This is a genomic window from Shewanella sp. UCD-KL12, assembly GCF_001957125.1.
Classification (GTDB): Bacteria; Pseudomonadota; Gammaproteobacteria; order Enterobacterales; family Shewanellaceae; genus Shewanella.
Genome location: NZ_MPHJ01000011.1, coordinates 51755 through 64360, shown reverse-complemented (window position 1 = coordinate 64360; position 12606 = coordinate 51755). Strand labels below are relative to the sequence as shown.

Annotated in this window: 10 protein-coding genes; 6 read left to right on the top strand and 4 right to left on the bottom strand. The window is 46.3% G+C overall.

The features are described 5' to 3' along the window. Positions 1-179: 179 nt before the first annotated feature. Genes BM736_RS17570 through BM736_RS17560 form a run of 3 tightly spaced genes read left to right on the top strand, consistent with a single transcriptional unit; the run spans position 180 to position 3105 of the window. A complete protein-coding gene (locus BM736_RS17570) occupies positions 180-755 on the top strand; it encodes a peroxiredoxin (protein ID WP_076414558.1) in 576 nt (191 codons plus the stop codon). Then, positions 749-1423: a gluconate 2-dehydrogenase subunit 3 family protein gene (locus BM736_RS17565; RefSeq protein WP_076414556.1), complete on the top strand. Its 675-nt coding sequence runs from the start codon at positions 749-751 to the stop codon at positions 1421-1423. Before BM736_RS17570 ends, BM736_RS17565 begins: the two co-directional genes overlap by 7 nt. Next, positions 1420-3105: a GMC family oxidoreductase gene (locus tag BM736_RS17560; protein ID WP_076414554.1), complete on the top strand. Its 1686-nt coding sequence runs from the start codon at positions 1420-1422 to the stop codon at positions 3103-3105. The genes BM736_RS17565 and BM736_RS17560 overlap by 4 nt, the downstream gene beginning before the upstream one ends. Before the next feature lie 104 nt (positions 3106-3209). On the opposite strand, the gene BM736_RS17555 is transcribed toward BM736_RS17560, so the two are convergent. The 3 genes from BM736_RS17555 to BM736_RS17545 all read right to left on the bottom strand — a co-directional run bounded on the left by BM736_RS17555 (position 3210) and on the right by BM736_RS17545 (position 7978). Continuing rightward, positions 3210-5177 carry an alkyl/aryl-sulfatase gene (locus BM736_RS17555; protein ID WP_083700308.1) on the bottom strand — a complete coding sequence of 656 codons (1968 nt, stop codon included), beginning with the start codon at positions 5175-5177 and terminating at the stop codon, positions 3210-3212. A gap of 287 nt (positions 5178-5464) precedes the next feature. Continuing rightward, on the bottom strand, positions 5465-7012 hold the full coding sequence (locus BM736_RS17550) for a leucyl aminopeptidase (RefSeq protein ID WP_076414552.1): 1548 nt from the start codon (positions 7010-7012) through the stop codon (positions 5465-5467). Between the two features lie 462 nt (positions 7013-7474). Continuing rightward, positions 7475-7978, bottom strand: a complete 504-nt coding sequence (locus BM736_RS17545; RefSeq protein ID WP_076414550.1) for a GFA family protein — start codon at positions 7976-7978, stop codon at positions 7475-7477. Between the two features lie 460 nt (positions 7979-8438). Between BM736_RS17545 and BM736_RS17540 the strand changes: the two genes are divergently transcribed. Further along, a complete protein-coding gene (locus BM736_RS17540; RefSeq protein ID WP_076414548.1) occupies positions 8439-8648 on the top strand; it encodes a dodecin in 210 nt (69 codons plus the stop codon). Positions 8649-8699: 51 nt separating this feature from the next. Here BM736_RS17540 and queG read toward each other — a convergent pair whose 3' ends face one another. Continuing rightward, the gene (gene queG / locus BM736_RS17535; protein ID WP_076414546.1) at positions 8700-9905 is read right to left on the bottom strand and encodes a tRNA epoxyqueuosine(34) reductase QueG; all 1206 of its coding nucleotides are present in this window, start codon (positions 9903-9905) and stop codon (positions 8700-8702) included. Between the two features lie 417 nt (positions 9906-10322). Between queG and BM736_RS17530 the strand changes: the two genes are divergently transcribed. Together BM736_RS17530 and BM736_RS17525 are read left to right on the top strand one after the other, a co-directional pair. Then, positions 10323-11690: an MFS transporter gene (locus BM736_RS17530; RefSeq protein ID WP_076414544.1), complete on the top strand. Its 1368-nt coding sequence runs from the start codon at positions 10323-10325 to the stop codon at positions 11688-11690. A gap of 88 nt (positions 11691-11778) precedes the next feature. Continuing rightward, positions 11779-12603, top strand: a complete 825-nt coding sequence (locus tag BM736_RS17525) for an aspartate dehydrogenase (protein ID WP_076414542.1) — start codon at positions 11779-11781, stop codon at positions 12601-12603. The last annotated feature ends 3 nt before the right edge of the window (positions 12604-12606 follow it).

Here is a 12606-nt window from a genome sequence, read left to right as displayed (position 1 = left end):
CTCTTATCAATTAGACCTTGATAATGTATTGAATGAATTTGGGTTAAAACTTGTTCTAAATCAATTAAACATGTGAAATGAAGTTAACCTGAATTATTTTATTGATGAAGGCGGTCTGCTTGTACATGTTGGTTTTCTGTACTTGTGTATCATTCAAAGGTTTAACAGGCTAGGTGAAGATGAATCAGGTTTTAACGTTTCTCAAGCAAACATTTTTTTCGCGTCCCATATTGGCAATAGTGATTGGGTTCGCTTGTGTAGGCCAAAGTTTATCTGCTCCTTTAGCGGTTGGTGAGTTAGCTCCTGATTTCAGTTTACAGCAGCTAGATGGCGAAGGGTTTAACCTAAGTGATTACCGCGGTAAACGTGCTGTTTATCTCATCTTTTGGAATACTTGGTGTGGCCCCTGTATGAAGAAGGCGTCTCATTTGGTCGATATTCAAAGTGAGTATGGTGAACAAGCTAAACTGTTAGCTGTTAATACTAGCTGGAGCGACTCGTTGGCTGAAATCGCCCAGTTTCAATCTCGCTTTTCAACTAATTATGCGATTGCTTTCGATGATAACGCTGAGGTGACTCACCGTTTTGGTGTCATGGGGACACCAACCAGTTTCTTAGTGGATATCAACGGCGTTATCAGGCAGGTTGATGGTATTACCGATACGTTAAGTGCCAATATTACTGAGTGGAATCGAGTCAATTCAAAGGTTGAGTCACTGGTCAACACAAGCTGTAGCAAGGAGCGCACATGTTAACTCAAAAGCCACAAAAAGCGGGGTCAAATAAGCCTGAACTTGTCAGTGCGTATGACTCTGGTTTAAATCGCCGCGCCTTTTTGAGGCAGTCCGGCGCTGCAGCAGTTTTACTGGGTTTGATTGGTGCAAAACCTGGTATTACTGTGGCAGGTGAAGTAGATAAAACAGATACCACTGATAACACAAGCAGCCCAGAGTCTGAGTTTAGCCCTCATGATCAAGCCGTTGTCGAAGCGGTGCAGATGCAGCTGTTTCCCGATGATGGGGATGGTCCATCGGCTAAAGCGCTAAATGCGTTTCGGTATCTGACATGGGCGCTTGAAGATCCTGATAACAAGGCTGACGGCGATAAAGGGTTTATTTTGAAAGGCGTCGGCTGGCTTGAAGCGCTGGCTAAATCCACTCAGGGTGATAGCTTTATCGAGTTAACGCTTAGCAAGCAAGATGCGGTGCTACAGCAGATATCGAAAAGCCGAGCAGGGGAGAATTGGCTGTCACTGCTGCTCTATTATCTACTCGAATCTTTGACTTTAGATCCTATTTACGGTGGAAATACAGATGGCATTGGCTGGCAGTGGCTTGAGCATCAGCCGGGCTTTCCACGTCCCATTGAAGGTAAGACCTATCTGGATTTTAACTCACTACATAGTGCAGAGGATAAAGTATGAGTCAGCAAGATTTCGATGTCTGCATTATTGGTAGTGGGGCTGGGGCTGGGCCGATTGCTTATGAGTTAGCAAAAGCGGGATTTAAGGTCGGCGTGCTTGAGAAGGGGCGCTGGTTTAAAGAGAGTGACTTTTTTAAAGATGAGCAATTAGGCCGCCATAGTGTGTTTCGCTCGAAATTTAGCGATGAGCGCCATCTGCTTGAGGAGCCTAATGGTGATGGCAGCTGGTCATCGGATACAACCTCGCAGTTCTGGGGCGGTAACATTGTTGGCGGCGCGACCAACTTTATGAGCGCGTACTTTCATCGTCTTAAGCCGCAGGACTTTAGGTTGGTTTCTGAGTATGGTGATATTGAGGGGGCTAATAATGTCGACTGGCCCATCAGTTATGATGAGTTAGAGCCATACTACACAAAGGTTGAGCAGGTGATTGGGGTTTCTGGCAAGGTGGTAAAACACCCACAATTAGAGCCTCGTTCAAGCAAAGACTTCCCCTTTCCTCCTACTGCTGAGCACCCAGTTGCCCAACGTTTTGATCGTGCTTGTAAGGCGTTAAAGCTGCATCCACTTCCTATGGCGAGAGGGATCTTATCTACTCCTTTCAATGGGCGCTTAAGTTGTGAGTATTCAGGCTATTGCGGCAGTTATGGTTGCCACTCAGGTGCCAAGGCTAGCTCGCGCGCCGCGTTGTTAGATGCCGCCGTGAAAACGGGGAACTGTGAGCTTGTTACTCAGGCTAAGGTTTATCGCCTTATTACCGATGACTCAGGCCAAATGAGCTCAGCGGATTACTTTGACCTGTCTGATAATGACAAAAGTAAATCTGTGACGGCTCAGCTTTTTGTGGTGGCGTGTTACTCCATCGAAAGTGCGCGCTTGCTATTAAGCAGCACAGGTAAAATGCATCCCAATGGTATAGGTAACCGCTATCAGCAGGTAGGTAAAAATCTTCACTGCTGCGCGGGGGGCACTGGTCATGGTGTGTTTGAGATGGATAAGTTAAAGGAGTTTGAAGCCAAGCAGCTAAAGGTTCGTGGGCCCTTTTTTAATAGAGCGCTGCAAGACTGGTATGAGATTGATGATAAGTCAGTTACAGATAAACCGATAAAGGGCGGCACGCTGGACTTTGTGTTCGACCCGCCTTCGCCGACAGGTGAAACTGCAGGCCTAAAGTGGCAAGGAGATAACTTGTTATGGGGCACTGCCCTTAAGCAAAAAATTAAATCGCACTTTACTCAATCGAAGGATTTCAAGTTTGAAGTGTTCTGTGACTGGCTCACCAATGATGACTGCTACGTGAGTTTAGCTGAAAATGAGAAAGACAGCTGGGGGCAAAGGGTGGCTAAGGTTAAGGCAGGCTTTCATCCCCATGATGAAAAGGTCGCTCAATATCTGGTTGATCGTGGTGTGGAGGTGATGAAAGCCATGGGGGCCCATGAGGCGTGGGGCAATGTGTTTACTCAGCCCACCTCTAACTTAGTGGCTGGTGGTTGCCGTTTTGGTGATGATCCTAAAACCTCGGTATTAGACAAAAATTGCCAAGTACATGATTGTAGCAACCTCTATGTTACCGATGGCTCTTTCATGCCTAATGGCGGCTCTGTCACCCCAACATTTACTATCTACGCCAATGCGTTTCGTGTCGCGGATCGGATTCTAGAAAGGTTGAGTGTGTCATCCTGAACTTGTTTCAGGATCCAGCTTTTAGTATTAACGCTAGCTAGGTTATAGCATAAGCGGTAAGCAAGTTCCTAGGCTCTAGAGCCTAGGAACTTTTTAGCTGCTATTTATGGAGTGACGACATTAAACCAGAAGTTAAAGTCATCTAGCATGCCAAGAAACTCCTTAAACAGCTTTTTATCACCACTAATTTTCACTGAGCCATCTTTAATTGCCTCATCAAAAGTGAGCTCTTTTAGCTGAATACTGTTCATGGTTTTCATTGACATTACGAGTGCTACATCGGGCTTGTCGACTTGATTCTTGCTGTGGTGTAGTACTGCGTTTTCTAGCGTTAGGGTGTACTGACTCTTAAGGTCGGTAAAGTCGATACTAATATTGACTAACTTTCCTTCAGCCTTGCTTGAGTCAAGTCTCACGGCTAAGAAATCAAATAGCATCTCTGGAGTCATGGCGCGAATCGTATCTGGAGTGGCAGTTTGAGTGCCGCCAGCTGATGGGACACCGTTTCTTAGCTCATAGGCACCTTGCAGATAAACTGAGCGCCATGGACCAGACTCTGCCTGATAACCTAACTGCTCAAAGGCATCGGCTAACAACTCTTTAGCTGCTTTGCTCTTAGGGTTAGCAAAGACAGCATGTTTCATTACTTCAGCAACCCAGCGGTATTCGCCCTTATCGAATGAGGCTTGGGCTTTTTTCAATACAGCCGCTTCGCCGCCCATAAACTCCATATATTTCTTGGCGACCATCTCAGGTGGCAGGTTATTGAGATTAGCAGGGTTACCGTTATACCAGCCCATATATCTTTGATATACGGCGCGGCTATTATGGCGAAGGGTGCCGTAGTAACCTCGTGTTGGCCAGTTTTGTTCAAGCTCAGCGGGTAGGGTGATCATCTCTGAGATCTCCTCACCGGTATAGCCTTGGTTCATCAGGCGTACGGACTGGTCATGGGTAAACTTGTAAATATCACGCTGTTTCTTAAAGTAGGGGATGATGTTCTCACTGTCCCAAACCGGCCAGTGATGACTTTGAAACTTCACTTTTGCCTGACTGCCCCAGGTATCTATGGTTTCATCGAGAAAGCTTGACCAGATCAAGGCATCACGTACTTGCGCACCACGTAAGGTCAGGATGTTATGCATGGTGTTGGTTGAGTTTTCTGCCATCCAGAGGGCTTTCATATCCGGAAACCAAGTATTCATCTCTGCGGGGGCTTCACTGCCTGGGGTGAGCTGAAACTCCATATTAACCCCATCAATAGTGAGTTTCTCTCCGGTTTTGGTGATCTCGTGGCTTGGTAGTAATAAACCTGCTAGCCCCGTTGATACCGTCATCCCCAGGCCACCATTAACGCCCCCCTTAGCATTGCGTGGCAGCATAGCGCCATACATGTAAACCGCGCGGCGCCCCATGGCGTTACCGGCAATGACGTTTTCAGAAACCGCATGTTCGGTAAAGTGTTCAGGTGCGATAATCTGTACCTTGCCTGCAGCAACCTGCTCTGCGGTTGCAATGCCTGTTGCACCGCCGTAATGGTCAATGTGGCTGTGGCTATAGATGATTGCAACAACAGGGCGCTCACCGAGCTGCTGATTGATAAAGTCGAGTGCCGCTTTGGCAGTTTCAGGTGATATGAGTGGATCAAAAATAATCCAGCCTGTTTTGCCTTTGATGAAAGTGATATTGGTGAGATCGAAACCTCGAATTTGGTAGATACCCTCGGTGACTTCAAACAGACCGTGCTGCATGACCAGTTGTGAGTTTCGCCATAAACTCGGGTTAACTGTGTCGGGGGCCTCTTTATCGATACTTATGTAGGTTTTGTACTGCTCTAGATCCCAGACTACGTTTCCCTGAGCATCTTTGATAGTGACGGTATCTGGTTTAGCGATAAATCCCCTTTGAGCATTTTCAAAGTCTTTCCTGTCTTTAAAGGGGAGGGCATTTAACACAGCATCATTAGCATCTTTAGTGAATGTTGTGGCGGGTTTTGATTGCGTGGCTGCAATACTGGATTGAGCGAGTGTAAGAGAAAGTGCTGCTAACAGTACGCGCTTAGTTCTATTCATTACAAATTCCTTTTATAACGGAGAGCGAAAAGCTGGTGTGACTCTCGAACCTAGAGGAAAGTGTCTGATTTATCAACAGTCAAAGGAATAATGAAACAAGATTTACATCGCTAGTGTTTATTGGGGAAAGGTGCACAACTCTCAGTTAAAGCACTCTTAGAGCAAGTTCCCAAGTATAGACCGAAGGGACCTTGCGCTAAGCCGATTTAAATCGTATCTAAGCTAGCGTCCAAATATTAAAAAGCCCAGTGATTAACTGGGCTTTTGTAATGGGAGTGAATAAGCGCTTACTTTTCCTGGCTCATGAGCCAGTGGCTGAGCAGACGCACACCATGTCCGGTGCCGCCAGCTGGGGTGATCCCTTTATCTTTTGCGGCTAGCGCACTACCTGCGATATCCAAGTGAGCCCATTTAGTTTCACCGGTAAACTGCTGTAAGAATACCGCCGCAGTCGTTGCGCCAGGCCCGCCGAAGCCTGCATTTTTAAGGTCGGCAATCGGGCTCTTGAGTAAGTCATCATAGGCTAACGGTAGACGCCATACTTTCTCATCGACAGCTAAGCCTGAAACCGTAAGTTCACTAACTAAGGCATCATCATCACTGAATAATCCAGTGTAGCGTTTACCCAGGGCGCGCACCTTTGAGCCCGTTAAGGTTGCCACATCAATCATCACCTCTGGCTTGTAGAACTCACGGGCATACCAGAGTCCATCGGCTAATACTAAGCGACCTTCGGCGTCAGTATTGAGCACTTCGACGCTTAAGCCTTCGGCAGTCATTACCACATCACCGGGAGCAAAAGCGGTTTCTGATACCATGTTCGCAGCCATTGCCATCACGGCCACTACATTGACATCGGCTTTTTGCATCGCCATAGCTTTAACGGTACCAAGTACAGCTGCAGCGCCTGCCATATCAGATTTCATTCGTGATATTGAGTCACCAGTTGCCTTGATGTTGTAACCGCCCGAGTCAAAGGTGATCCCTTTACCGACTAAGGCGATAGGGGCATCATCATTGCCTTGCCAGTGAGCGATAACCAGACGTGCTCCTTCATCAGAACCACGGCCAACCGCATGCAGTGCGCCCATACCTAACTTCTTAATCTTCTTAGGTTCAAGGACTGTCACTTTTACGCCGAGTTTTTTCAGTGACTTAGCGGCATCAGCAAAATGCACTGGCGTCATCTCTGTGGGCACTTCAGAGGTGAGGTCCCGCGCTAGGAATACCCCTTGCTCGATTGCTGCAAGTTGCTGATAGCTGTCTGAAGCTTTAGCAGGGTTATTCACCTGTATCTTGTAGTGCTTCTCGGCAGGTTTTTTCTCTGATAAATACTTGTCGAACTTATAGGCGCGCAGGTTAATTCCGTGAGCTAGTTCAGATGCAAAACTTGCATTGCTGTCGGCGTCGCTGATCCCAGCTGTTATGATCTGAATATTATCTGCAGCGTGTTCACTCAAGTGAGCGGTAACTGATGCGCCTAAGGCGTTGACCTGACCTGGTGTCATCTCGGTCGAATCGCCAAGGCCTATGACGAGTAGGCGTTTTGCATCTATGCCGCTGGGCATTAATATCTCAACCTGCTGGTTACTGTCGCCATTAAAGCCCTGTAGTGTTAATGCATTTGAGATTTGTTGCTGTGATAGGGTGTCGAGGCGTGCTAAGTCGCTAGAAGCCTGATCATTAGTTTGGAAAACAACGAGGGTCTCAGCTGATGTTGCTGCCTTATGCTCGATGAATTTAAATGTTTCGGCCTGTGCGGCAAAGCCGCTAAATAGACTTAAGCCCATTGAAGCTGTGAGGGCAGTAGATAGAAGAGTTTTTTTAGTTAGCATTATTTTCTCTATGTTGAATAATCTGTATGGCAAATTCAGTGTTGGAGTAACTTGGTAATAAATTTGTTGAGTTTAACCTGCTTTTGTTACTTTCTTTGCTAGTCTACAAAACGAAAATTAGCCGAAACTGAACTGGCCTACAGGATCCATACATATGTACGCTTACTTAATTAGTGTTGGGTGTTGGTTTAAGCCAACACCCTCATATTCTGATGGGGGATAGCCTAGAAGGGGGAGTGGTTTATTAGAAAGCTGAAGGGGTTGCCTTGAGCATTGCAGGAGTATCGACAAACGATGATTTTAACTTGCGCTGAGCTCATGAATGCAAGAATCTAAACCTAGGAAGCAAGTCGTTAAGTTCGAACGTTCTGCCTAAATATACAGCCATAGAGAAATAGTAGAATCAGCCGAATCTTAATGGAATCTATTATCCAAATAACTACATTTTTTTCGAATTACGACTTATGGTTCATCCTTGTGATTTTTTGTATTATTCATGTTTTCATCAGCCTCAACATGGCTGCCAAAGGCTTTTGGATGTTGAATCCCATCTCCTGCAATCTCGTCCCAGCTGGCCTTTGAATCAACCCAGATATGGTGAGTTACTTTTAGATTGCTAGTGCCAGTACCAGTATTAGTGCCAGTATTAGTACCTGAGTCATTGTTTTTGTCATCAGGCAGCAGACCCGCAGGGATATACATCCGAGCGTCATCATTTTTCCCTGGCAAGCTTGAGCCACATTGAGTACAAAAGCTGGTTTGCCAATCATGGTTAGGTTTGGTCCAAGTCTTAATAGACGCCTCACCTTGAACCCAGTGAAAGTTATTATTATCAATAACTACAACCGCAATGCCATTTGCGCCCGTACTCCCCCTACAAATAGAACAATGACAAAAATAAACATCTTTGAGCTCACAGGCGATCTCAAACACCACCTCACCACAATTACACTTACCTATAGTCATTCATACCTCAGTAAATAATGTTCGCCAGAACAGCGTTTTTAGTTTGCTTAGTTTGTGCAGTGACACCGGATAAATTGAATATCTTCGGTTTTCATCTTACTGAATTTACATAACTTACTATCTCCTCACAATAGCAGGCCTTAATTTCCCTAAACTGAGATCTGTTTCTTGTGATTTCAGGGGGGAATCGAAAAATGTATAGGGAAACCTTTTATGAGAGCAGCAGCGACTCGCAGAACTTTCTCAAAATAAAAAGTGTACATCCCTCGCCGGTCAGGCGTTAGATAATCATGAAGTTAAAATTCAATCAGCACACCACCCAATATAAAACTAAACCAGCGTTAATCGTTATTACGCAATAATAACGTCATCCTTAGAGTGAAAATGACTCTCTTTTAACTAGACTATACTCATTACAACGCTTTACTGAACCTATTAGCCAGAGATGTTGGAGTGAGTCATGAGTCATACCTATAAACTGATTGAACTAGTCGGGTCTTCGCCTATCAGCTCAGATGAAGCGATAAAGAATGCGGTGAACAGTGCGGGGCAAAGTTTGCAGCACCTTAGGTGGTTTGAGGTGGTGGAGACTCGGGGACATATTGAAGCTGGCTTGATCGCCCATTGGCAGGTGACCATCAAGGTTGGGTTTACGATAGATGAAAGTTAGGAGCAAGTTGCGAGGAGCTAGCACCTAAACCCTCGTACCTCGATTCTGCCATCATGCATCTCTTGGTAGGCCTTTTTCGACACTGCGGATCACTCTTTGGGTCTTTCGGTTCGGTGAGCTGCTTTGCTGAAGGCTATGTTTGAGCTTCTCTTCCTGTTGGCCAATGGCCCAGTCAATATGCTCAATGACTAACTCATCGACTTCATCGGAGCATCTTCTTAGGCTAAGAGCATCGATCACGCTTTGCTGGGCTGGGGCATTACCAAGCGCTACAGCGATATTTCTCAGCCAACGTTTGTGGCCAATACGGCGAATAGGGCTGCCCTCGGTTATTTTGAGAAACTCAGCCTCACTCCAGTTGAACAGAGCCAGTAGCTCAGGCTGTTTCAACAGATCCCGGGTATGAAAATCACTCTCTACAGTGAGCGGGGCTTTACTGTTCACTGGGCATACTAGCTGGCAGTCATCACAGCCGTATATTCGGTTACCTATCTGAGTGCGAAACTCCTCAGGAATAGCCCCTTGCAGTTCTATGGTTAGATAAGAGATACAGCGTCTGCCATCGACAATATAGGGTTCAACAATTGCATCAGTTGGGCAGGATTTGATACAGGCGACGCAGGTGTTGCAGCCCTCTTCGATGGGGATATCAACAGGTAGAGGCAGGTCGATTAATAGCTCCCCGAGAAAGAACCAGCTGCCCGCATCTTGATTGAGTAATAAACTGTGTTTTCCTGTCCAGCCAAGGCCTGCTTTATCGGCGAGTGGCCGTTCAAGAATTGGTGCAGAATCTACAAAGGGGCGAAAATTGGTCTTGCCCGCATCCATGCCGTCTAATTCCGCCTGAATCATTTGGCCTAGTTTTTTTAGCCGGTTACGGATCATCTTATGATAATCGCGGCCGCCAGCGTAACGGGAGATGTAAGCAAGATTGGGATCGCTTAGGTTCGTGGCAAAGCCTGCTTGCGGTGGCAGGTAGTTCATTCTCGCCGATATGACTCGAACCGTTCCTGGATGTAACTCATGGGGGCGTGCGCGCATCATGCCATGGGCCTGCATGTAATTCATATCGCCGTGGTAACCCTTGTCCAGCCAGGCTTGCAGCTTAGGCTCCTCTGCGGCCAAATCCGTATCACAAATACCTATCTGGGCGAAGCCTAACTCCTTGCCCCAGCACTTTATCTTAGTGGCAAGTTCTCGAAGCTGGGCTTGAGTAAAGGGGTAGGGGGTGATTGTTTCAGGCGCTGTGTCAGACATAGGGTAAATAGTAAAATGGGTAATTTAGATGCCCCATTATGATACCAGTAAAGCGCTAACTTGGCTGTAGCTTTCCTCTGTTTGTTGAGTTATGGGCTTTGGCTTGCCCAAACTGAAGCGGGTTTAAGGCAATGGCCTTTGGAGAACGCTTATCTTTACTAAGCCTTTGTTTGCGCTTTTAAATATAACTATTTCGTGGTTTAGGTTTTCTTTGTTATACACCTTTTGTTATGCCTTGAGTGGTATTTAAAATAGCAGTTTTTTAGATGAAAACGCTTATTCTTTAAACCCTTACAGCTATTGCGTTTGCGTGAAATTCGCTGTTGATAAAATTCATTTTGGCTCATTTCAGTGGCTTGACACTGTGACTTGTCAGCCTCTAGTTTGAAATTAATTAAAGCAATAAGAGAGCATGCAATGAGCAATGAAGAAGTGGGGCTAGAGAGTACAAATTCTGTTGTTGAACCTCAATCATCACAGGTTGCTGCCACGGCAAAACCTGGCGGCATATTTTATGGCTGGTGGATTGTGTTGGGCGCCATTATCGGTTTGTCACTGGGTTATAGTGTCATCGCTATGTCGTTTGGCACATTTATTAAGGAGTTTGAAACTGCTTTTGGCTGGACACGAGGTCAGATCTCCTTTGGCTCGACGGTGATAGGCATTACCGCGATACTCTTTTTCCCCTATGCCGGCGTGCTTGTTGATAAGTATGGCGTTAAAAAAATCCTGCTTCCATCGACCCTATTATTTGGATTAGTCATGGCGTCAATGTCCCTACTGACTCCCTCTATTTGGCATCTCTATGCCATGTGTATTCTTATCCCTTTGCTGGGCGCAGGTACAGCACCTTTGACCTATTCGCGATTATTGGTGAGCTGGTTTGATAAGAAGCGTGGGCTTGCTTTAGGTATAGGTCTGAGCGGCGTTGGTTTAGGTACCACTATGGTGCCATTTATTGCCTCCTATTTTATTGAGCATTACAGCTGGCGTGAGGCTTATCTCGCCATTGGTGCCTTGATTGTTCTAGTGGTATTCCCCATTGCTAAGTTTATTTTGGCTGATAAGCCCAAAGATAAGGGACTTGTCGCCGATGGTATCGCCTTGTCTGATGCAGAGGTGAGTGCCAGAGCCAAAGCTGATAAAGCGATGGAGCATGTGCGAGTCGGTTATACCGCTAAAGAAGCGATAAAACAGAAAGTTTTTTGGTTGATGGTGGGCTCTTTTATTATCACCGGACTGACCACGTCAACTTTGCTGGTGCATCTTGTTCCTATGATGATGGATAGAGGGGCAACACTGCCTGAAGCGGTTGGTACGTTTGCCTATTTGGGCATGTCTATTATAGGGGGGCGCCTCCTTGCTGGTTATTTGATGGATAAGTTCTTTGCACCTTACGTGGTCGTCGTCTTTATGTTGGGGCCAATCATCGGATTAGCGGCCTTTGCTATGGGCGCGACAGGGGAGATGGCGGCACTTTCTACTGGGCTTATCGGTATTGCGATTGGCGCTGAGTTTGATGTGATGGCCTACTTTACCACTAAGTATTTTGGTAAACGCTCATTTGGGGCTATCTATGGTTATGGTTATTCAGGGTTTAAGTTAGGTGCGAGTGTCGGGCCGCTGATTATGGGACTGGCTTATGACACTTTAGGCCGTTACACCGAGGTGTTATGGGCGATGTCAGGAACCATGTTTATCGCCTGTATCTTGATTCTTATGATGGGCAAGTATCCAGAGCTGCCATCAAGAACAGTCGATTCAAACTCAAAAGTACAAGGTTAAACGTGGATAGGGAGGCTAGCTATTTTGCTGGCTTCTCCTTAGTTAAATCTATATGTGAATAAACAGATAAAAACAGAGTGAGACGAGTATGAATCAAGCGTGCAAAAAACAGATAAAGGTTGGCATTGCTGGTTTTGGCACCATAGGCAAAGTGGTTGGCAAGGCTTTAGATAGTGGCATTGAGGGCATGGAATTGGTCGCCGTGACATCAGGAAATCTTGATAAGGCGCGGAGCAATATGTCTGACTTTACCTCACCAGCTATGGTCGTTGAGGCTGGAGAGTTAGCAGGTTTGGTTGATGTGATAGTGGAGTGTGCCCCGACTCAGGCTTTTATGGATGTGGCCGTACCTGCTTTGAGCAAAGGCAAAGTTTTAGTCACAGTCAGTGGCGCTGCAATACTTGAAAACCCGCAGATCATAGATATCGCACGTGAAAGCAGCGGGCAAATTGTGTTGGCTACAGGGGCCTTGCTCGGGCTTGATGCTGTGCGGGCTGCAGCTGAAGGGACTATTCACTCGGTGACAATGGTAACGAGAAAGCCACCCACCTCCCTCATCAAAGCTAAATACGTGATTGAAAACAATATTGATCTAATAAGTATTAGCGAGCCGCTGCGGTTATTTAAAGGCAGTGCCCGTGAAGGGGCGGTGAAGTTTCCATCGAACGTGAACGTTGCTGCGGCGCTTGGTTTGGCTGGGGTTGGGGCTGATGAAACGGAACTTGAAATCTGGGCCGATCCGAGCAAAACGAGAAACACACATAAGATCAGAGTTGATGCAGATAGCGCCAGCTTCGAGTTAACCATTGAAAATGTACCTACTGTTGAAAACCCAGGAACTGGGCGGATAACTGCACTTAGCGTTATCGCTGCACTGAAAAGTTTATCTGTGCCGCTAAGGGTAGGGAGTTAGCCC

What these genes read in the sequence shown, in the direction of transcription:
- BM736_RS17570 (WP_076414558.1), top strand. Translation starts at nt 180, where the DNA reads ATGAATCAGGTTTTAACGTTTCTCAAGCAAACATTTTTTTCGCGTCCC.
- BM736_RS17565 (WP_076414556.1), top strand. Translation starts at nt 749, where the DNA reads ATGTTAACTCAAAAGCCACAAAAAGCGGGGTCAAATAAGCCTGAACTT.
- BM736_RS17560 (WP_076414554.1), top strand. Translation starts at nt 1,420, where the DNA reads ATGAGTCAGCAAGATTTCGATGTCTGCATTATTGGTAGTGGGGCTGGG.
- BM736_RS17555 (WP_083700308.1), bottom strand. Translation starts at nt 5,177, where the DNA reads ATGAATAGAACTAAGCGCGTACTGTTAGCAGCACTTTCTCTTACACTC.
- BM736_RS17550 (WP_076414552.1), bottom strand. Translation starts at nt 7,012, where the DNA reads ATGCTAACTAAAAAAACTCTTCTATCTACTGCCCTCACAGCTTCAATG.
- BM736_RS17545 (WP_076414550.1), bottom strand. Translation starts at nt 7,978, where the DNA reads ATGACTATAGGTAAGTGTAATTGTGGTGAGGTGGTGTTTGAGATCGCC.
- BM736_RS17540 (WP_076414548.1), top strand. Translation starts at nt 8,439, where the DNA reads ATGAGTCATACCTATAAACTGATTGAACTAGTCGGGTCTTCGCCTATC.
- queG (WP_076414546.1), bottom strand. Translation starts at nt 9,905, where the DNA reads ATGTCTGACACAGCGCCTGAAACAATCACCCCCTACCCCTTTACTCAA.
- BM736_RS17530 (WP_076414544.1), top strand. Translation starts at nt 10,323, where the DNA reads ATGAGCAATGAAGAAGTGGGGCTAGAGAGTACAAATTCTGTTGTTGAA.
- BM736_RS17525 (WP_076414542.1), top strand. Translation starts at nt 11,779, where the DNA reads ATGAATCAAGCGTGCAAAAAACAGATAAAGGTTGGCATTGCTGGTTTT.